The sequence below is a fragment of the Anaerophilus nitritigenes genome, assembly GCF_004138215.1.
Lineage (GTDB): Bacteria > Bacillota > Clostridia > Peptostreptococcales > Thermotaleaceae > Anaerophilus > Anaerophilus nitritogenes.
The window spans coordinates 134,884-155,566 of the sequence record NZ_RYYS01000032.1; the positions used below are offsets into that span (position 1 = coordinate 134,884).

21 protein-coding genes are annotated in these 20,683 nt (G+C 30.3%); all 21 read left to right on the forward strand.

What is annotated here, in order from left to right:
* The first annotated feature begins 8 nt into the window (after positions 1-8).
* Positions 9-1,490: a DUF342 domain-containing protein gene (locus EK368_RS04905; RefSeq protein ID WP_129596985.1), complete on the forward strand. Its 1,482-nt coding sequence runs from the start codon at positions 9-11 to the stop codon at positions 1,488-1,490.
* 4 nt (positions 1,491-1,494) lie between these two features.
* Positions 1,495-1,818: a hypothetical protein gene (locus EK368_RS04910; protein WP_129596987.1), complete on the forward strand. Its 324-nt coding sequence runs from the start codon at positions 1,495-1,497 to the stop codon at positions 1,816-1,818.
* A gap of 17 nt (positions 1,819-1,835) precedes the next feature.
* The gene (locus EK368_RS04915; RefSeq protein ID WP_129596989.1) at positions 1,836-2,285 is read left to right on the forward strand and encodes a DUF6115 domain-containing protein; all 450 of its coding nucleotides are present in this window, start codon (positions 1,836-1,838) and stop codon (positions 2,283-2,285) included.
* 202 nt (positions 2,286-2,487) lie between these two features.
* The gene (rpsB, locus tag EK368_RS04920; protein ID WP_129596991.1) at positions 2,488-3,186 is read left to right on the forward strand and encodes a 30S ribosomal protein S2; all 699 of its coding nucleotides are present in this window, start codon (positions 2,488-2,490) and stop codon (positions 3,184-3,186) included.
* A gap of 88 nt (positions 3,187-3,274) precedes the next feature.
* The gene (gene tsf / locus EK368_RS04925; RefSeq protein WP_129596993.1) at positions 3,275-3,922 is read left to right on the forward strand and encodes a translation elongation factor Ts; all 648 of its coding nucleotides are present in this window, start codon (positions 3,275-3,277) and stop codon (positions 3,920-3,922) included.
* Between the two features lie 115 nt (positions 3,923-4,037).
* Positions 4,038-4,748: a UMP kinase gene (gene pyrH / locus EK368_RS04930; protein WP_129596995.1), complete on the forward strand. Its 711-nt coding sequence runs from the start codon at positions 4,038-4,040 to the stop codon at positions 4,746-4,748.
* A 2-nt stretch (positions 4,749-4,750) separates the two neighbouring features.
* A complete protein-coding gene (gene frr / locus EK368_RS04935; RefSeq protein ID WP_129596997.1) occupies positions 4,751-5,308 on the forward strand; it encodes a ribosome recycling factor in 558 nt (185 codons plus the stop codon).
* A gap of 3 nt (positions 5,309-5,311) precedes the next feature.
* Entirely contained in the window at positions 5,312-5,497 is a 186-nt protein-coding gene (locus EK368_RS04940) for a hypothetical protein (protein ID WP_129596999.1), read from the forward strand.
* Between the two features lie 74 nt (positions 5,498-5,571).
* Positions 5,572-6,327, forward strand: a complete 756-nt coding sequence (locus EK368_RS04945; RefSeq protein ID WP_423243536.1) for an isoprenyl transferase — start codon at positions 5,572-5,574, stop codon at positions 6,325-6,327.
* A 17-nt stretch (positions 6,328-6,344) separates the two neighbouring features.
* Positions 6,345-7,127: a phosphatidate cytidylyltransferase gene (locus EK368_RS04950; protein ID WP_129597001.1), complete on the forward strand. Its 783-nt coding sequence runs from the start codon at positions 6,345-6,347 to the stop codon at positions 7,125-7,127.
* A 171-nt stretch (positions 7,128-7,298) separates the two neighbouring features.
* Complete coding sequence (locus EK368_RS04955; RefSeq protein ID WP_129597003.1) at positions 7,299-8,444, forward strand: 1-deoxy-D-xylulose-5-phosphate reductoisomerase; 1,146 nt, start codon at positions 7,299-7,301, stop codon at positions 8,442-8,444.
* A gap of 104 nt (positions 8,445-8,548) precedes the next feature.
* Positions 8,549-9,583, forward strand: coding sequence for an RIP metalloprotease RseP (gene rseP / locus EK368_RS04960; protein WP_129597005.1), 1,035 nt, complete (start codon positions 8,549-8,551; stop codon positions 9,581-9,583).
* 19 nt (positions 9,584-9,602) lie between these two features.
* Positions 9,603-10,652, forward strand: a complete 1,050-nt coding sequence (gene ispG, locus EK368_RS04965) for a flavodoxin-dependent (E)-4-hydroxy-3-methylbut-2-enyl-diphosphate synthase (RefSeq protein ID WP_341472774.1) — start codon at positions 9,603-9,605, stop codon at positions 10,650-10,652.
* Positions 10,653-10,700: 48 nt separating this feature from the next.
* Positions 10,701-14,966, forward strand: coding sequence for a PolC-type DNA polymerase III (locus EK368_RS04970; RefSeq protein WP_129597009.1), 4,266 nt, complete (start codon positions 10,701-10,703; stop codon positions 14,964-14,966).
* 219 nt (positions 14,967-15,185) lie between these two features.
* The gene (gene rimP, locus EK368_RS04975) at positions 15,186-15,650 is read left to right on the forward strand and encodes a ribosome maturation factor RimP (RefSeq protein ID WP_129597011.1); all 465 of its coding nucleotides are present in this window, start codon (positions 15,186-15,188) and stop codon (positions 15,648-15,650) included.
* A 16-nt stretch (positions 15,651-15,666) separates the two neighbouring features.
* Entirely contained in the window at positions 15,667-16,725 is a 1,059-nt protein-coding gene (gene nusA, locus EK368_RS04980; RefSeq protein WP_129597013.1) for a transcription termination factor NusA, read from the forward strand.
* Between the two features lie 14 nt (positions 16,726-16,739).
* Positions 16,740-17,012: an RNase P modulator RnpM gene (gene rnpM / locus EK368_RS04985; protein ID WP_129597016.1), complete on the forward strand. Its 273-nt coding sequence runs from the start codon at positions 16,740-16,742 to the stop codon at positions 17,010-17,012.
* Complete coding sequence (locus tag EK368_RS04990; RefSeq protein ID WP_129597018.1) at positions 17,002-17,337, forward strand: L7Ae/L30e/S12e/Gadd45 family ribosomal protein; 336 nt, start codon at positions 17,002-17,004, stop codon at positions 17,335-17,337. Before rnpM ends, EK368_RS04990 begins: the two co-directional genes overlap by 11 nt.
* A 1-nt stretch (position 17,338) precedes the next feature.
* Positions 17,339-19,351, forward strand: coding sequence for a translation initiation factor IF-2 (infB, locus tag EK368_RS04995; RefSeq protein WP_202976430.1), 2,013 nt, complete (start codon positions 17,339-17,341; stop codon positions 19,349-19,351).
* An 11-nt stretch (positions 19,352-19,362) separates the two neighbouring features.
* Positions 19,363-19,725 carry a 30S ribosome-binding factor RbfA gene (gene rbfA, locus EK368_RS05000; protein ID WP_129597020.1) on the forward strand — a complete coding sequence of 121 codons (363 nt, stop codon included), beginning with the start codon at positions 19,363-19,365 and terminating at the stop codon, positions 19,723-19,725.
* The gene (locus EK368_RS05005; RefSeq protein ID WP_129597022.1) at positions 19,718-20,683 is read left to right on the forward strand and encodes a DHH family phosphoesterase; all 966 of its coding nucleotides are present in this window, start codon (positions 19,718-19,720) and stop codon (positions 20,681-20,683) included. The genes rbfA and EK368_RS05005 overlap by 8 nt, the downstream gene beginning before the upstream one ends.

Sequence of the window (20,683 nt, forward strand, 5' to 3'; positions counted from 1 at the left end):
GATGTTTAGTGGGGAATGAGTCTATAATTGAAAAGGAGATGTTTAAACAACTAGAAGAATATGATATAGACATAAAAGATGAATCTATAAATGAAGAAGAACCTATAGATGCAAAAGTAAATATTAGAATTTCAAAAGATGAAATGTATGCTTATCTTAGTATAGATTCTCCTAAAGGTGGAAAAATGATTACAAAAGAAGATGTAGATCATATTCTAAAAGAACAAAAAATTGTTTATGGCATTGATCATTCAATGATCAATCGTATGATTGAAGAAAATATTTTTGTCATAGAAAAAGTCATTGCAAAAGGAAGAGAAGTAATTGATGGAATAGACGGAAAACTTGAATATTTATTTGATGTGAATACAAAATTCCAACCTAAAATGGATGAAGACGGAAAAGTTGATTTTAAAGAACTAAATTTGATTCAGTGTGTGCAAAAAGGAATTATTCTAGCCAAAAGAACCTTACCTACAGAAGGTGTAGATGGAATTACAGTCACTGGAAAAATAATAAGAGCCAAAAATGGAAAAGAAATTCATTTTAAAAAAGGAAAAAATGTAATAGAAACTCAAGATGGATTAAGTTTAGTTGCTATACAAGACGGACAAGTGAAATTAGTTGATGATAAAATTACTGTACTTCAAGTATACGAAGTAAAAGGGAATGTAGACAATTCTACAGGCAATATTTATTTTAATGGAAAAGTAGCTATAAAGGGAAATGTTCGCACCGGATTTAAAATAGAATGTACAGATGATGTGGAAGTTTATGGAGTAGTAGAAGGAGCTACAATCATTACAGAGGGCAATATTATACTTCATAAGGGTATTCAAGGTTACAATTGTGGAAAATTAATTAGTAAAAGGGACATTGTTGCTAAGTATATGGAGAATTGTTATGTAAAAGCAGATGGGAATATTTCTGCAGAAGCTATCATGCATTGTAATTTAGAAGCTAAAGGATCAGTGAGTGCTATTGGTAAAAAAGGATTGATTGTGGGAGGGCAAATTAGAGCAAATTATGAAGTAAATGCTAAGACTATAGGATCATCTATGGCGACGAATACGAAAATAGATGTAGGAATAGATCCTGAAATAAAAGAAAAATATGAAAGCTTAAAACAAGAATTAGAACTTTTATATAAAAACAAAGAAAATGTAAGAAAAGCAATTGAGCTTTTGACGAGAATTTCTAAAAATGTACCACTTCCTAAAGAAAAACAAGATTTATTATCAAAATCTATTCATACAGAAGGTTATTTAAATGAAAAAATAGAGACAGTTAATTATGATTTGCTTCGATTACAAAATGTAGTTCAAGATCTGTCTACGGGAAAGGTAAATGTTTCATCTATCATACATCCAGGAGTAAAAATAACCATTGGTAATTCTTTATATTATATAAGAGATGATATTCATAGTGCTACTATTGTAAGAGAGGATGGAGAAATAAAAATAAATTCTTATACAGAGTCTAGGAGCTGATAAAATGAGCATAAGACCTATTGACTTTAGAGTAATGATTCCTAAAACTCAACAACAATCTGAAGAAAATCAAACTAAGCTTAATAAATCAAAAACAGAACATGAACTTTTAGCACAGCAGGATAAAAAAAATATAGAACATCAACTCAAAAAAGTAAATGACTCGGAAAGTAAAGATCATCCAAACATTAAAAATGATCAAGAAAAAAATAAAGGAAAAAATAAAAATCATTCTAGAAAAAATAAAAAAAAGAAAGATCAAGAAAAAAATGAGCAAAAGGATATAAAGGACACCAAAATTGGATTTAATATTGATATTAAAATATAAAATCATAAGGAGAAAAGATGATTGATTATATACTTTTTGTTATAGGGATAGGTATTATTATAGTTTCATTTATATGGATAAAAAAAAGTGAAAAAGAAGAACAACAATTGTATAAAAATATAGAAAGCAAGGAAAATAAATTATTAAAAAACATACACTTAGCTCAAAATATTATGAATGAACTAGAAAATATTCATAAAAATATTGTATTGGATTTAGAAAAAAAGACAAAAGATCTTTATAATATATTAAAGAGTATAGATGAAAATATGGGAAATAAAACCTTAAACATAGATGAAGATAACAAATATAATAAAGAAAGCCAAGACCAAGTAGAGGAAAAGGATTCTACAGAAATTTTTATCTTAATGAAAAAAGGATATACCCCTTCACAAATTGCCAAGAAATTAAACAAAGGAATAGGAGAGATACAGCTTATTTATAATTTGAATAAAATAGAAGAATAGTATATTTCGTTATAAAAGTGGAAAAAATAATTTTGTGAGTTAATGAATCGAAAACATATTTTACTGTTGCAAAAAGAATGTAGCTTGTGGTATACTACTTAAGGTGACAAACACACACACTTTGGAATTTTCAAATTGGTGCCGTAAGGTCGTTTGAAAAGATGAACAAAGTGGAGGAAAAAAAACCAGGGAGGTGAAGAAAATGTCAGTTATTTCAATGAAACAATTATTGGAAGCAGGGGTACACTTTGGACATCAAACAAGAAGATGGAACCCTAAAATGGCTGAGTACATTTTCACAGAAAGAAACGGAATTTATATTATTGATTTACAAAAAACAGTTAAAAAAGTAGAGGAAGCTTATGACTTCATTAAAGAAGTAGCAACAAATAATAAAACTGTTTTATTTGTAGGTACAAAAAAACAAGCTCAAGAATCTATTGAGCAAGAAGCAAAAAGAAGTGGAATGTTTTATGTAAATCAAAGATGGCTTGGAGGTATGCTTACAAACTTCAAGACAATCCAAAGAAGAATTAACCGCTTAAAGGAATTAATCAAAATGGAAGAAGAAGGAACTTTTGATGTTCTTCCTAAAAAAGAAGTTTTTCAATTGAAAAATGAACAAGAAAAACTTGAAAAATTCTTAGGTGGAATTAAAGACATGGTAGATCTTCCAGGAGCACTTTTTGTAGTAGACCCAAGAAAAGAAAGAATAGCAGTAAGAGAAGCTCAAATATTAGGAATACCTGTTGTAGGTATTGTAGATACAAACTGTGACCCAGAAGAAGTAGATTATGTAATTCCTGCTAATGATGACGCAATTAGAGCAGTAAAATTAATTACTGCAAAAATGGCAGATGCAATTATAGAAGGAAAACAAGGGGAACAAATGGAAGAATAATTTTGAAGGGTAAGGGTTAAGAAGGAATAAAATTCCTTGCTTCTCTTACCCATTCTAATATATTTTATATACATAAGGAGGCATTTATATGGCTGTAACAGCAGCAATGGTTAAAGAGTTAAGAGAAAAAACAAGTGCTGGAATGATGGATTGTAAAAAAGCTTTAATGGAAGCTGATGGAGATATGGAAAAAGCTGTTGAAATTTTAAGAGAAAAAGGCTTAGCAAAAGTAGCTAAAAAATCTGGAAGAATTGCAGCAGAAGGGCTTGTAGAAGCTTATATTCATGGAGGAAGAATAGGCGTATTAGTTGAAGTAAATAGTGAAACAGATTTTGTTGCTAAAAATGATGAATTTAAAACTTTTGTAAAAGATATAGCAATGCAAATTGCAGCTTCTAATCCGCAGTACATTAAAAGAGAAGAAGTTCCTCAAGAAGCTATAGAAAAAGAAAAAGAAATTTTAAGACATCAAGCATTAAACGAAGGAAAACCTGAAAAAATTATAGATAAAATGGTTGAAGGAAGAATAGAAAAATATTATAAAGAAGTATGTCTTTTAGAACAACCTTTCATTAAAGATCCAGATGTGACAATCCAAGATCTGTTAAATGAAAAAATCTCTAAAATCGGAGAAAATTTATCTATTAGAAGATTTTCTAGATTTGAAGTTGGAGAAGGAATCGAAAAGAAAGAAGAAAATTTTGCAGAAGAAGTAGCAAAACAAATGAATAATTAATCGTTAAAAATTAAAGATAGAGAACACAGTTCGTGTTCTCTTTTTTAAGATAAAATCATAATGTAAAAGGTTTTTTATAGGAAATGTAGAATACTATAAACGGAGGTTGTATAAGGTGAGTCCTAAATATAAAAGAGTCATATTAAAATTAAGCGGAGAAGCTTTAGCTGGAGAAAAAGGTTTTGGATTAGATGAGAAGACTCTTGATGCAATTGCTACACAAGTTCAAGAAATCTCAGAATTAGGAGTAGAAGTAGCTATTGTAGTTGGAGGAGGAAACTTTTGGAGAGGTCGTACTGGAGAAGGAATGGATCGTACAACAGCTGATTATATGGGAATGTTAGCAACTGTGATCAATGCATTAGCACTTCAAGATGCCCTTGAAAGTATTGGTGTTTCTACTAGAGTGCAAACAGCAATAGAAATGAGACAAATTGCAGAACCTTATATTAGAAGAAAAGCAGTAAGACATTTACAAAAAGCAAGAGTAGTTATTTTTGCTGCTGGAACAGGAAACCCTTATTTTTCTACAGATACTACAGCTGCATTACGGGCAGCAGAAATAGAAGCAGAAATCATTTTACTTGCAAAAAAGGTAGATGGTGTATATGATTCAGATCCAAATATCAATCCAAATGCACAAAAGCTTACTGAATTAAAATATATTGATGTATTAAGTAGAGGATTAGGAGTAATGGATTCTACTGCAACTTCTCTTTGTATGGATAATAAAATTCCTATAGTAGTATTTGGCTTAAATGAGCCTGAAAATATTAAAAAAGTTATTTTAGGTGAAAAAATAGGTACATTTGTAAAGGAGGAATAAATATGAGTTTAGGATTACATAAAGAATTAGAAGGAAAGATGAATAAAACGATTCAAGTACTAAAAGAAGATTTAAATGCATTAAGAGCAGGAAGAGCCAATCCAGCATTGTTAGATAAAATAATGATAGATTACTATGGAACTGCTACTCCACTTAAACAAGTGGCTAGTGTTTCAGCACCTGAACCTCGCCTTTTAGTGGTACAGCCATATGATAAAAGTGTAATGCAATTGATTGAGAAGGCTATTATGCAATCAGATTTGGGCATTAATCCTTCCAATGACGGAAAAATTATTCGCTTAGCAATTCCGCAGCTAACAGAAGAAAGAAGAAAAGAAATGACTAAAGTAGTTAAAAAAACTGGAGAAGCAGCAAAAGTTGCCATTAGAAATCAAAGAAGAGATGCAAATGAACAACTAAAAAAGATGGAGAAAAATGCTGAGATTTCAGAAGATGATTTTAAAAAAGCTGAAGATGAAGTTCAAAAAATCACAGATAAAGCAATTAAATCAATAGATGAATTGGTAGATAAGAAAGAAAAGGAATTAATGGAGGTATAAACTTTGGATAAGGTATCTGATGTAGTAGGATTTCCATTGCAAAAGGCTATTGATCTCCTTGGATCGGAATTTAAAATATCTATTGTAAAAACCAATTCCCCTAAAATGAAAGAAGAAATAGGAGAATGTAGAGTAATTAGGCAAAAATACATTCATCAATATTTAGAATTAACCGTAAGTTATTTTTAAGCCCCCAGTTACTAGGGGGTTTAAAAATATTTTCTTGAGTTTAGTTTAATTGGAGGAATTGTATGATGAAATGGATAAAAAAATTTTTTTTGAAGCATCAACTACAAAATAAAGAAGTACAGGTGGATATGAATCATTTGCCAAAGCATATAGCTGTTATAATGGATGGAAATGGAAGATGGGCTAAAAAAAGAGGATTACCTAGAAGTGCTGGACATAAAGCAGGTGTAGAAGCATTAAGAGAAATTATCAAAACGTGTTCTAATTTACATATTCAGTATTTAACTTTATATGCTTTTTCTACAGAAAATTGGAAAAGACCGAAAGAAGAAGTATCTGCTCTTATGCAACTCTTAATTTATTATTTAAAACAAGAAGTAAGTGACTTACATAAAAACAATGTAAAAATTAAAACCATAGGAGATATTCAAAAGCTTCCTAAAGCTGCCATAGAAGAAATAGAGGCTTCTATAGAGCTTACCCAAAATAATACAGGATTAGTAGTAAATATTGCTTTAAATTATGGAGGTAGGGATGAAATTATTCATGCTGTGAAGAAGCTTTGTGAAGAAGTAAAAGAAAATAGGATTGAAATTGAAGAAATTGATGAATATATGTTAGAAAAGTTCTTATACACAAAAGGCTTACCCGATCCAGATCTTTTAATTCGTCCTAGTGGAGAATTAAGAATTAGTAATTTTTTATTATGGCAAATTGCTTATAGTGAATTTTGGTTTTCAAATATTTTTTGGCCTGATTTTAATAAAGATGCCCTTATGAAGGCACTTTTGGATTATCAAAAAAGAGATAGAAGATTTGGAGGAATTTAATAAGGATGGTGAGATAAATGGGTATAAGAATTATATCTGCATTAGTGGCAATCCCTTTATTTTTATTTGTAATTATAAACAAAGGAATAATTCTTGATTTTTCTGTACTCATATTAAGTTTGATTGCAATTCATGAATTTTTTAATGCTTTTCGAAATATTCAAATCTTTCCTTGTAAAAAAATAGGATTTTTGAGTATTGTTTTGATGAGTTTTATTACTTTTCAAGAAATGAGCTTGAAATGGATTATGTTATGGTTTTTTATATGTACTTTGATGATTTTAATGAAAATTTTATTTAGTAAATCACTGGATATAATAGCGTCGGCGATTACTGCTGTTGGAATTTTCTATATTGTTTTTTTTATGTATCATATTGTATTTGTAGCACACTTATCTAAATATAATGATCTTATATGGATGATTTTTATTGTAGCATTTTCTACAGATACATTTGCATATTTTAGTGGGTATTTACTTGGATCTAAAAAGCTTTGTCCAACCATCAGTCCTAAAAAAACAATAGAAGGTGCTATAGGAGGAGTATTAGGAAGTGTAATCATAAGTGCGTGGTTTGGTTATTATGTTATTCCTCAGATTTTTATTCATTGTATTATAATAGGGTTTATAGGTAGTATTTTAGGACAAATCGGAGATTTAACAGCTTCTATATTTAAAAGATATACAGGAATCAAAGATTATGGAAAACTTATGCCTGGACATGGAGGGGTACTCGATCGATTTGATAGTATACTTTTTACTGGACCAGTAGTATATTATTATATGATATTTTTTCTATAATTTCTTTGTAATAAATAGTGTGTATGTAGTTTAATAAAATAAATTTTATGATACAATAAAGGATATTCTTAATAATTATTCCTTATTTTTAGGACTTTGTTAAGAGTCTGAGGATATTTATATTATGAATATCTATTTAAATACAGATATAGAATAAGGAAGGATGAGGAAATGAAAAATATCAGCATACTAGGATCTACAGGTTCCATAGGTACACAAACCTTAGATGTAGTAAGAAATAACAAAGAAAAGTTTAATATTTTAGGATTAAGTGCAAACACTAATATTGATTTATTGGAAAAACAGATTGAAGAATTCCATCCTATAGCTGTAGCTGTGATGAACGAAGAAAAAGCAATAGAATTAAAAAAAAGACTCAAAGATACAAAAACTGAAGTTTTACATGGAATAGAAGGATTTGTTTCTATAGCTACCTTAAGTCAAACTCATTTAGTTGTGACTTCTGTGGTAGGAATGATAGGATTGATTCCTACCATAGAGGCCATAAAAAGCAAAAAAGATATTGCACTTGCAAATAAAGAAACGTTAGTAACAGCTGGGAAAATAGTTATGGAAGAAGCGAAAAAAAATAATGTAGCTATTCTTCCAGTAGATAGTGAACATAGTGCGATATTTCAGTGCTTAAAGGGATATGATTTAAAAGATATAAAAAGAGTGATCCTTACAGCTTCTGGAGGTCCCTTTAGAGGATTACATAAAAGTGATCTAGAAAATGTTTCAGTAAAGGAGGCTCTAAAGCATCCTAAATGGAATATGGGTAAAAAGATTAGTATTGATTCAGCTACGCTTATGAATAAAGGTTTAGAAGTCATTGAAGCAAAATGGTTATTTGATGTAGATTTAGAACAAATCGATGTAGTTGTGCATCCACAAAGTATTATTCATTCTATGATAGAATACAAAGATAGCTCAATACTTGCTCAAATGGGGCACCCTGATATGCGTGTTCCTATTCAATTTGCTCTTACTTATCCTGATCGCGTAGAACGTAATGGAAAAAAACTTGATTTTTTTGAAATTGGGAATTTGACTTTTGAAAAACCAGATTTAGATACATTTCCATGTTTAAATCTTGCTTATGAAGCTTTAAAAATAGGGGGAAGTTTGCCTACTGTTTTAAATGCAGCAAATGAAGTATTAGTAGAATTATTTTTACAAGAGAAAATAGGATTTTATGATATTCCTAAAGGAATAAAAAAGGCTATGGAAAAGCATAATGTAATACATAATTTGGATGTTCATAAAATCATAGAGATAGATCAATATACAAGAGAATTTGTAAAAAATATTTTTTGAAAAACAAAAAATTTACTTTAAATGAGTAATTGGATTAATACTTTTGTTTGATCCTATGAAAAGCTAAGATCGTAACATTCGAAATTTTGTAAGGTGGTGGGATGATGGAAACATTACTCAATTTAATTACAGAGAAAATATTTATAGGATTTGTAGCCATTGTTGTATTTGGAGTATTAGTAGTGTTTCATGAATTTGGGCATTTTTCTGTTGCAAAGCTTGTAGGCATTAAGGTACACGAATTTGCCATTGGAATGGGACCTAGAATTTTAAAAAAGAGAGGACAGGAAACAGAATATTCTATAAGAATTCTTCCTCTAGGTGGTTATGTAAAAATGGAAGGGGAAGATGAAAAATCTAATGATGAGAGAAGTTTTAATAATAAACCCCTCTGGGCAAGGATATCAGTAATTTTAGCAGGGCCACTAATGAATTTTTTTCTGGCTGTGATATTGTTTAGTACTATATTTTATATGATAGGTTTTCCTACTACAACCATACAACGTGTAATGGATGATTCTCCTGCACAAAGAGCAGGAATACAAGCAGGATATCAAATTTTGTCTATTAATGAAAAAGAAATGAAGAGCTGGGAAGAAGTACAAAAAACGATTCAAGATCATAAGGGTTCTTCTATAGATATGAAAATATCAAGAGAAGGCCATGAAAAAAGTGTTTCTATCATTCCACAAATAGATGAAAAAACTAAAAAAGGAGCTATTGGAATTGTACCTACAGCTGAAAAATCTTTTTTGCTATCCATAAAAGCAGGATGGAATAGAATGTTTTTTGTCATTCAAGAGATGATAGGATTTTTTGGTCAATTATTTAAAGGAAAAGTTTCGTCTCAAGACATGGTAGGACCAGTAGGAATTATTTATTTAGTAGGAGAAGCAGCGAAAACTAATATTTACAATGTACTACATCTAGCAGCTTTGATTAGTGTGAACTTAGGAGTTGTCAATTTATTACCGATTCCAGCATTAGATGGAGGCAGAATAGTATTTTTATTAGTAGAGGGAATTGTTGGAAGACCTTTAAACCCTGAAAAAGAAGGATTTATTCATTTTACAGCATTTGTTCTTTTGATGGGACTGATGGTATTTATGATTTATAAAGATATTATGAGATTTTATTAGGTTGGTGGGGAAAATGAATATAAACAGAAAAAAAACTAAAAAAGTTATTTGTGGAGGAATAGAAATAGGAGGAGATGCTCCTATTTCTATTCAATCTATGACCAATACAGATACAAGAGATACAAAAAGTACAATAGATCAAATAAAAAGATTAGAAGAAGCAGGATGTGAGATCATAAGAGTTGCAATTTTAGATCTAGAAGCTGCTGATGCAATAGCTCATATCAAAAAAAAGATTAATATTCCTATTGTTGCAGATATCCATTTTGACTATAGATTGGCTATTGAATGTATAAAAAATGGAGTAGACAAATTAAGAATTAATCCAGGTAATATTGGAGATATAGAAAGAGTTAAAAAAGTTACACAAGCGGCAAAAGAAAGAAATATTCCTATTAGAATTGGAGTTAATGCAGGATCTATTGATAAAAAGATTGTTGAAAAATACGGAAAAGTAACACCTAAGACTATGGTAGAAAGTGCCTTAGAACATATTCATATATTAGAAAAATTAAATTTTTATGATACCGTAGTTTCTTTAAAAGCTTCTGATCTAAAATTAACGTTGGAAGCTTATCGTTTGATGTCACAAAGAATAGACTATCCGCTACATATAGGAGTGACTGAATCAGGAACTATAAAAAGTGGAACCATAAAATCAGCTATTGGAGTAGGAGCATTATTATTAGATGGCATTGGAGATACGTTAAGAATTTCATTGACAGGAGATCCTACAGAAGAAATAAAGGTAGGAAAAGAAATTTTAAAAACAATAGGATCAAGAGACTTTGGAGTTAAAATCATATCTTGTCCTACTTGTGGAAGATGCCAAATTGATTTAATTTCTCTAGCAAATAAAATAGAAAAAAGATTAGAAAATATCAATAAAAATATAACTGTTGCCATTATGGGATGTGCTGTCAATGGACCTGGAGAAGCCAAAGATGCAGATATAGGGATTGCAGGAGGAAAGTCATCTGCTCTTTTATTTAAAAAAGGAGAAATTATAAAAAAAATTGAAGAAAGTGAAATTGAAAAAGTATTTATGGAAGAAATTATGAAGATGTAATTCCTCTTTCAGGTGAATAAGATATAGATTTTGTGAAGGAGGATAAAAATGAGTAAGCTTTTAAGTGAAGCAATTCGTCAGATTGCATTTAATGTTAGATTAAAGGACAATCCGTATGTAGAAAAAATACAGTATCATAAAGAAGAGAAAACTCTTATTTTTTTACTATATTCAGATCACCTGATTGATCAATCTACGTTAGAAAATGTTAAAAAAAATATAAAACAAAATATTCCTTTTATAAAAGAAATTCAATTGAATATGTCTTATAGAGATATAAAAGTAGATCAAAGCAATATCAATATATATTGGAAAAATATTATTTATCAGATACAAAAAAGAAATCCATGTGCATTAGGATGGTTAAAGGAAGCAAAGTTTCATTGGAATAAAGATTCATTAATAATAGATATATATGATGAAATAGGTATAGAGACTTTAAGAGAAAAAAAGATAGATGCGTTTATTCAACAATTGATTGATTCAGAACTTCATCAAAAAGTGCAAGTGCTATTTAGAAAAAGTCTTGAATCTCAAAATGAAAAGTTGAATGATTATATTAAGGAAAAGGAACAAGAAACTAAAGTTTTTATTGAAAATATCATAAATGAAGTAGAAAAAGCTCCTACAAGAGGAACAAAGAAATCTATATCAGATGAATCTGTCATTTTAGGAAAAAAATTTAATGATCTTATTGTATATATACCTACTCTCAATGAAGAATCAGGTATTGTTTCTATAGAAGGAGAAATATTTGATGCAGAGTGGAGAGAATTAAAAAACGGAAAAAGTTTAGGGATAATTAGTATTACAGATTATAAGGGTTCTATTGCAGTGAAATTATTTGTAAAAAAAGAAGAATTAGATGGACTGGTAAGCGGACTAGAAAAAGGTAAGTATGTAAAAGTAAGAGGAGAAGCTAGATATGATACTTTTTCTAGAGAGATTGTTATTATGGCAAAGGATATTTTAAAGGGACAAAAGAAAGTAAGACAAGACTATGCAGACAAAAAAAGAGTAGAACTTCATGTTCATACACAAATGAGTGCTATGGATGCAGTATCTTCTACTTCCAGTATTGTAAAGAGAGCAAAAGATTGGGGACACAAAGCTATTGCTATTACAGATCATGGGGTGGTACAAGCTTTTCCAGAAGCTATGGAAGCTGCAAAAAAGAATGATATAAAAGTACTTTATGGAGTGGAAGGCTACCTTGTCAATGATGGAGAACCTATTGTTATTGGAGACAATCAAAAGCCTTTAGATCAATCTTATATAGTGTTTGATATTGAAACTACAGGTCTTTCAAGCAAAAATGATAAAATTACTGAAATAGGAGCTGTAAGAATAACAAATGGACAGATTGTTGAAAGATTTAATGTTTTGATTAATCCTAAAATTCCAATACCACCTAAAATAGTAGAACTTACAGGAATCACAGATGATATGGTGAAAAATGAACCTACGGTTGAGGAGATGTTACCAGAATTTTTAGATTTTATAAAAAATGATCCTATAGTGGCTCACAATGCTTCGTTTGATACAGGTTTTATAAAAGAAAATTGTAGAAGAATGAAATTAGAATTTCACAATTCCATTATAGATACACTAAGACTTTCTAAAATTTTACTTCCCCATTTAAAAAGATATAAGTTAAATATTATTGCAAAAGAGTTGAATGTAACTTTAGAGAATCACCATAGAGCAGTAGATGATGCACAAGCTACAGCAGAAATTTTTATAAAGTTTTTAGATTTATTAAAAGAAAAAGGGATAGAAAAATTAAATGAAGTAAATGATTTGTATCAAAAGTCAGTAGATGTAAAAAAATTAGACACTTTTCATATTATTATACTTGTTAAAAATTATACAGGACTTAAAAATCTATATAAAATCATCTCTACATCTCATATGGACTATTTTTATAAAAGGCCAAGGATTCCTAAATCTCTTTTGTCTCAATATAGAGAAGGGCTTATTATAGGAACAGCTTGTGAAGCAGGGGAGTTATATAAAAGTTTAATTGGAAATAAATCACAAAGAGAAATAGATAATATTGCAAAATATTATGATTATTTAGAGATTCAACCTATAGAGAATAATCAATTTTTGATTCAGAAAGGACTTGTCAAAAATACAGATGAATTAAAGGAAATCAATAAAAAGGTTGTAGATTTAGGGAAAAAACATAAAAAACCAGTTGTTGCAACAGGAGATGTTCATTTTTTAGATCCACATGATGAAGTGTACAGAAGAATTTTAATGAGTGGACAAGGATTTAGTGATGCGGATAATCAAGCTCCTTTATATTTTAAAACCACCGATGAAATGTTAGAAGAATTTAAGTATTTAGGAGAAGAGGTAGCAAAAGATGTAGTAATCAATGGGCCTAATTTAATTGCTGACTTAGTAGAAGATATAATTCCTATTCCACAAGACACGTATCCACCTATTATAGAAGGTTCAGAAGAAGATTTAAGAAATATGTGTTATGAAAAGGCCATTCGTATTTATGGAGAGCCCATCCCTGAAATTGTAAAAAAGAGATTAGATAGAGAATTAAATTCTATTATTAGCAATGGGTATGCGGTGATGTATATTATTGCACAAAAGCTTGTAACAAAATCGTTACAAGATGGATATTTAGTAGGATCTAGAGGTTCGGTAGGATCTTCTTTTGTAGCTACCATGAGTGATATTACAGAAGTAAATCCTCTGCCTCCTCATTATATATGTAAACAATGTAAGCGTTCAGAATTTATTACAGATGGATCTATAGGAAGTGGAGCAGATTTACCAGATAAAAAATGTCCAGTATGTGGTGAGGATTATTTAAAAGATGGACATGATATTCCTTTTGAAGTCTTTTTAGGATTTGAAGGAGATAAAGAACCAGATATAGATCTTAACTTTGCAGGGGAGTATCAACCTAATGCTCATAAGTATACAGAAGAGTTATTTGGAAAAGGATATGTATTTCGTGCAGGAACAATTGGAACGATTGCAGATAAAACAGCTTATGGATTTGTAAAAAAATATTTTGAAGAAAGAGAACTTACGATCAATAATAGAGAAATAGAAAGACTATCTCATGGATGTACAGGCGTAAAAAGAACTACAGGACAACATCCAGGAGGAGTTATGGTAGTTCCTAACTATAAGGATATCTTTGATTTTACACCTATTCAATATCCTGCCAATGACGGATCATCAGGAGTTATTACTACACATTTTGACTATCATTCTATTAGTGGGAGATTGTTAAAACTAGATATATTAGGGCATGATGTACCTACTATTATTAGAATGCTTCAAGATATTACAGGAGTAGATCCGACGCAGATTGCACTAGATGATCCAGAGACTGTTGAGATTTTTGTAAGTCCGAAGCCTTTGAAAATTATAGATGAAGATTTTAAATGTGAAGTAGGAAGCTTGGGAATTCCTGAATTTGGAACAAAGTTTGTAAGACAAATGCTTATGGACACAAAACCTACAACTTTTGCAGAGTTAGTACGTATTAGTGGATTATCACATGGAACAGATGTATGGGTAAATAATGCACAAGATTTAGTAAGGCAAAATATTGCAACTTTAAAAGATGTAATTTCAACTCGTGATGATATTATGAACTATTTAATTTTAAAGGGGTTACCCCCTAAATCATCTTTTAAAATTATGGAAAAAGTAAGAAAAGGAAAAGGACTTACACCTGAAGATGAGGCTTTGATGAAAGAAAATAATGTACCAAAATGGTATATTGACTCTTGTAATAAAATAAAATATATGTTTCCAAAGGCACATGCTGTAGCTTATGTAATGATGTCTTTTAGAATTGCATATTTTAAAGTTCATTATCCACTAGCATTTTATGCTACTTATTTCACTACAAAAGCTGCAGATTTTGATGCAGAATTAGTAATAAAGGGCAAAGAAATAGTCAAAGCTAAAATAAAGGAATTAGAAGATCCTAATAATCAATTAACACAAAAAGAAAAAGATTTGCTTACGGTTCTTGAAGTAGTTTATGAAATGTATTGTAGAGATTTTGAATTTTTGCCAGTAGATCTATACAAGTCTGATTCAGATAAATTTCAAATTGTAGATAACAAATTACTTCCTCCTCTTCGTGCACTACAAGGAGTTGGAGAAAATGCAGCAAAAAGTATTTGTGAGGCTAGGGAAAATGGTGAATTTATTTCTATTGAAGATATAAGAGAAAGAACAAAAGTTACCAAAACGGTTATTGAGACTCTTAAAAATCATGGATGCCTATTCAATCTACCTGATACCAATCAGCTATCCCTATTTTAGAGTTGCATATTTGTAAAGGTTATGCTATAATCTGAATGATAGATAAATAGGTGATTACCATAAAGAGTGGGAAGTTACCCACTCTTTCGTGCTATTTCACTTATTTTTTATCATATATAGGAATATGATAATTTTTAATTAAAGAATAATATATATGCATTTTCGAAAAAATATGTATATATAATAATATATAAGATTTTAGTCAGAAGGAGGGAAAAAATGTCTAAAAAACGTGTTGTTGAAATTGTAGAAGAATTAATTTTGCCTTTTACAAATGAAAAGCAAATAGAATTAGTAGATGTTGAGTTTGTAAAAGAAGGTCAAAATTGGTTTTTAAGAGTATACATAGACAAATTAGATGGAGTAAGTTTAGATGATTGTCAAATGGTGAGTGAATTTCTAAGTGAAAAATTAGATGAAACAGATCCTATTGAACAAAATTATTATTTAGAAGTATCTTCTCCAGGACTAGATCGACCACTTAAAGCAGACAAAGATTTTGAAAAATACAAAGGAAGAATGATTGAAATTCATTTATATGAGCCTATAGAAGGACAAAAAGTTATAGAAGCTGAGTTAGTAGCATTAGAGAATGGACATATTCATGTAAAAATGAATAAAGATCAAATCATTTCTATACCAAAAGAAAAAGCAGCAAAAGTAAAATTAGCTGTTGTGATTTGATAAGGAGGTGTGAAAGATGAATGGAGAGTTTATTGAAGCATTGGATCAAATTGAAAAAGAAAAAGGAGTTTCAAAAGATATATTAATTGAAGCTATTGAAGCAGCACTTATTTCTGGGTACAAAAGGAATTATGGAACATCACAAAATGTAAAAGTGTATATTGATAGAGAAAGTGGAGAAGTACGTGTATTTTCACTTAAAAATGTAGTAGAAGAAATCGAAGATGAGCTACTTGATATTAGTGTTGAAGAAGCAAAAGAAATAGATGTTCGTTATGAAGCAGGAGATACAGTAGAAACTGAAGTAACTCCTAGAAACTTTGGTAGAATTGCTGCACAAACTGCAAAGCAAGTAGTAGTGCAAAGAATTCGAGAAGCTGAGAGAGGCATTATCTATGATGAGTTTGTGAATAGAGAAAGTGAAATTGTAACAGGGACTGTTGAAAGAATCAGCAAAGGAAATGTATTTATTAATTTAGGTAAAACAGAAGCAGTACTAACACCTACAGAACAGATTACACAAGAAGTATACAATCAAAATGATAGAATCAAAACTTATATTATTGAGGTGAAAAAGACAACAAAAGGACCTCAAATTTTAGTATCTAGAACTCATCCAGGGCTTGTAAAAAGACTTTTTGAGTTAGAAGTGCCTGAAATTCATGATGGCATAGTAGAAATTAAAAGTATTTCAAGAGAAGCTGGATCTAGAACAAAACTTGCTGTACATTCTGTAGATGAAAATGTAGATCCTGTAGGAGCTTGTGTTGGACATAAAGGAGTAAGGGTTCAGACCATTGTAGATGAATTAAAGGGAGAAAAAATAGATATTATTAAATGGAATGATGACCCTAAAGAATTAATTGCAAGTGCATTAAGTCCATCAAAAGTAGTAAAAGTTATACCTAGTGAAAATGAAAAAACTGCTTTAGTTGTAGTACCTGATTATCAATTGTCACTGGCTATAGGAAAAGAAGGTCAAAATGCAAGACTAGCAGCTAAATTAACTGGATGGAAAATTGATATTAAAAGCGAATCCCAATATAAAGAAATGGGAAATACAGTAGAAGAATAGGAGGTACTTTTAAGATGAAAGTAAAAAAGATACCCCTAAGAAAATGTATTGGTTGCATGATATCTAAACCAAAAAAAGAGTTGATTCGTGTAGTTAAGTCCAAAGATGGAGAAATAAACTTAGACAAAACAGGGAAAGTTGCTGGAAGAGGTGCTTATGTCTGCAATGATATAGAGTGTCTAAAAAAAATGCATAAGAAAAAAGCATTAAATAAGGCATTTGAACAGGAAGTTAATGCACAAATCTATGAAAGATTGTATGAGGAGTTATCTACGGATGGAAAATAAAGTTTTTTCTTTTTTAGGTCTAGCTCAGCGTTCAGGTCAACTAGTAACTGGGGAAGATACTTGCACATTGTATGCAAAAAAAAAAGTTATACAATTAATTATTGTTCCACAAGATGCATCAGAGAATACAAAAAAGAAGTTTAAAGATATGGCAAACCATAGAAACATTCCATTTCTCATCTATGCAAATAGAGAAAGCCTATCCAATGCTGTTGGAAAATCAAACAGGACCGTATATGGTATAAAAGATAAAGGATTTGCTACTAAGATTCTTTCCCTTGTTCAAGACGAAAAGGAATGTCCAAATCACTTGGGGGGTGAATAGATTGTCAAAAATGAGAGTATATCAATTGGCTAAAGAATTAGGAATTTCAAGTAAAGAATTAATTCATAAATTGGAGGAACTCGATATTACAATTACAAATCATATGAGCACATTAGAGGAAGATGTAGTAGATGTTATGAAAGAATTTTATGACGATTCAAAAAAAGAAAGTGAAAAGGTAAACATAACTGTGAAAAATAAAACCATTGAAAAACCAAAAGAAGAAAAAGAAGTTAAAAAAGAAGAAATAAAAGAAATAGATGAAACCAAAATTCAGATTCCAGAAACGATTATTGTAAAGGAATTTGCAGATCAAATAGGAAAAAATGTTTCAGAAGTCATCACAAAATTAATTGGTATGGGAGTTTTTGCTTCTGCCAATCAACAAATTGATTTTGATTCAGCAGCCTCTATTGCATTAGAATTTGGAATAGAAGTTCAAAAAGAAGAAAAAGAAGAAGTATTAGAATTTGAATTAGAAGAAACGCCAGATCGACCAGAAGATTTAAAAGAAAGACCACCAGTTATTACTGTAATGGGACATGTTGACCATGGTAAAACTTCTCTTTTAGATGCTATTAGAAATACTCATGTAACAGATAGAGAAGCAGGTGGAATTACACAACATATAGGAGCTTCAGAGGTAGAAGTAAATGGCAAAAAAATAGTATTTTTAGATACACCAGGACATGAGGCATTTACATCTATGAGAGCCAGAGGAGCGAGTATCACAGATATTGCAATTTTAGTAGTTGCAGCAGATGATGGAGTAATGCCTCAAACAGTAGAAGCGATTAGCCATGCCAAAGCTGCTGGTGTTCCAATCATTGTGGCTGTTAATAAAATGGATAAACCAGGAGCGAATCCAGATCGAGTAAAACAGGAATTGTCTGAAAATGGAATTTTAATTGAAGAATGGGGTGGAGATGTGATCTCTGTACCAGTTTCAGCTAAAAATGGAGAAGGTATTGATAATATATTAGAGATGATTCTTCTTGTAGCAGAAATGCTAGAATTAAAGGCAAATCCAAAAAAATTATCATCTGGAACAGTTATCGAAGCGAAACTAGATAAAAGTCGTGGACCTGTAGCTACCATTCTCGTACAAAATGGAACATTAAAGGTCGGAGATTCAGTTGTTGCAGGAGCTTCTTATGGAAGAATTAGAGCCATGATCAATGATAAAGGAAAAAACATCAAAAAAGCAGGACCTGCAACTCCAGTAGAAATCTTAGGACTTGCAGATGTACCAAAAGCAGGAGATCTATTCCATGCAGTCAAAGAAGATAAAATAGCACGTCAAATTGTAGAAAAAAGACGTGCAAAAATAAGAGAAGAAAATTTAAATGCTACTGCAAAAGTTTCCTTAGAAGATTTATTTAAACAAATTCAAGAAGGAAATGTAAAAGAGTTAAATGTCATTGTAAAAGCAGATGTACAAGGATCTGTTGAGGCTGTAAAACAATCATTACTGAAGTTAAGTAATGACGAAGTAAAAGTAAAAATGATTCATGGTGGAGTAGGAACTATTACGGAATCTGATATTATGCTTGCATCTGCTTCAAATGCTATTATTATTGGATTTAATGTAAGACCATCTTCAGCATTAGAGCATTTAGCAAAAAATGAAAATGTGGATCTTAGAACCTATAGAATCATTTATGAAGCGATTGAAGATATAGAAGCAGCTATGAAAGGTATGCTTGATCCTGAATATAAAGAAGTAGTTTTAGGAAAAGTAGAAGTAAGAGCTACTTTTAAAGTTCCTGGAATAGGAACGATTGCAGGAGCATATGTGCAAGAAGGAAAAATTACAAGAAATGCAAAAGTAAGACTTTTAAGAGATGGTATTATTATCTTTGAAGGTGTAATTAGCTCTTTAAAACGTTTTAAAGACGATGCAAAAGAAGTAGCAACAGGATATGAATGCGGAGTAGGTCTTGAGAATTATAATGACCTCAAAGAAGGAGATATCATCGAACCATATATCATAGAAGAAGTAAAAAGAGGATAGAGGGTGTTTATATGGGATATCCAAGAGTAAGCAGAATCAATGAAGAAGTAAGAAAAATAGTAAGTGGTATGTTAATGCATGAATTAAAAGATCCTCGAATATCAAAGTTAACAAGCGTAGTAGAAGTAGATGTAACAAGAGATTTAAGATATGCTAATATTTTTATTAGTGTATATGGTTCAGAACAAGAAAAACAAGATACTATAAAAGCATTAAAAAGTGCTGCAGGATTTGTGCGCAAAGAGATTGGAAAAAATTTAAAATTAAGATATACACCAGAACCTGTATTTCAATTAGATGAATCTATACAAAAAGGACTGTATATATCTGATTTAATTCATAAAATAAATAAGAAGGAAGAAGAAAATGAATAAAAATAATGATCTTAATTGTGTGGTAGATGTGATTGAAAAATCTGAAAAGATTATCATTCTTCCACACATTCTTCCGGATGGAGATACAATAGGTTCTTCTATGGCTCTTTGTTTAGCTTTAAGAAAGATCAAAAAAGATGCACATATTCTATTAGATGAAGAAGTTCCAAGTAATATTCAATTTTTAAATTATATAAAAATTGATAAAAATATACCTGCTCATTTTCAATATGATCTTATCATTACTGTAGATTGTAGTGATGTAGATAGACTAGGGGAAAGAGCTAAATGTATTAAAGATGATATAAATAGTTTAAATATAGATCACCATCTTACTAATACTTATTTTGCTAGATACAATATTGTAAATTCAGATGCAGCAGCAACTGCAGAAGTAATTTATAATTTGATAAAAAGCCTTAAAATTTCTATGACAAAAGAAATTGCCACATGTCTATATACGGGATTATCTACGGATACAGGAAGTTTTAAGTATGACAATACTTCTTCTCAAACTCATCATATAGCTGCTTTATTGTTAGAGAGTGATATTGATTTGAATTTTATTAATACACAACTTTATCAAAACAAACCTCTATATAAAGTAAATCTTTTAGGCGATGTTTTAAATACTTTATCTTTTCACTTTAATAATCAAGTAGCTATATTATCTATTACAGAGGATTTGCTTAAAAAGCATAATGCAAAAGTAGGAGATGTAGAGGGGTTTATTGAATATGCTAGAGATATTAAGGGCGTAGAAGTTGGTATTTTACTTAAGGAAATGAATGAATGTGAAATCAAAGTTGGATTTCGAGCAAAATACAATGTGGATGTTAGTGAAATTGCGCAAAAATTTCATGGTGGCGGACATAAAAAAGCTTCAGGATGTACCATTTATGATCATATAGATGGTGCAAAACAACAAGTAATAGAAGTCATTAAAAACTATTTGTAG

Coding starts and splice junctions, on each gene's coding strand:
- EK368_RS04955 (WP_129597003.1), top strand. CDS start 7,299: ATGAAAAATATCAGCATACTAGGATCTACAGGTTCCATAGGTACACAA.
- rnpM (WP_129597016.1), top strand. CDS start 16,740: ATGAAAGTAAAAAAGATACCCCTAAGAAAATGTATTGGTTGCATGATA.
- rbfA (WP_129597020.1), top strand. CDS start 19,363: ATGGGATATCCAAGAGTAAGCAGAATCAATGAAGAAGTAAGAAAAATA.
- rpsB (WP_129596991.1), top strand. CDS start 2,488: ATGTCAGTTATTTCAATGAAACAATTATTGGAAGCAGGGGTACACTTT.
- rseP (WP_129597005.1), top strand. CDS start 8,549: ATGGAAACATTACTCAATTTAATTACAGAGAAAATATTTATAGGATTT.
- EK368_RS04950 (WP_129597001.1), top strand. CDS start 6,345: ATGGGTATAAGAATTATATCTGCATTAGTGGCAATCCCTTTATTTTTA.
- EK368_RS04915 (WP_129596989.1), top strand. CDS start 1,836: ATGATTGATTATATACTTTTTGTTATAGGGATAGGTATTATTATAGTT.
- tsf (WP_129596993.1), top strand. CDS start 3,275: ATGGCTGTAACAGCAGCAATGGTTAAAGAGTTAAGAGAAAAAACAAGT.
- frr (WP_129596997.1), top strand. CDS start 4,751: ATGAGTTTAGGATTACATAAAGAATTAGAAGGAAAGATGAATAAAACG.
- EK368_RS05005 (WP_129597022.1), top strand. CDS start 19,718: ATGAATAAAAATAATGATCTTAATTGTGTGGTAGATGTGATTGAAAAA.
- nusA (WP_129597013.1), top strand. CDS start 15,667: ATGAATGGAGAGTTTATTGAAGCATTGGATCAAATTGAAAAAGAAAAA.
- EK368_RS04910 (WP_129596987.1), top strand. CDS start 1,495: ATGAGCATAAGACCTATTGACTTTAGAGTAATGATTCCTAAAACTCAA.
- rimP (WP_129597011.1), top strand. CDS start 15,186: ATGTCTAAAAAACGTGTTGTTGAAATTGTAGAAGAATTAATTTTGCCT.
- EK368_RS04990 (WP_129597018.1), top strand. CDS start 17,002: ATGGAAAATAAAGTTTTTTCTTTTTTAGGTCTAGCTCAGCGTTCAGGT.
- EK368_RS04970 (WP_129597009.1), top strand. CDS start 10,701: ATGAGTAAGCTTTTAAGTGAAGCAATTCGTCAGATTGCATTTAATGTT.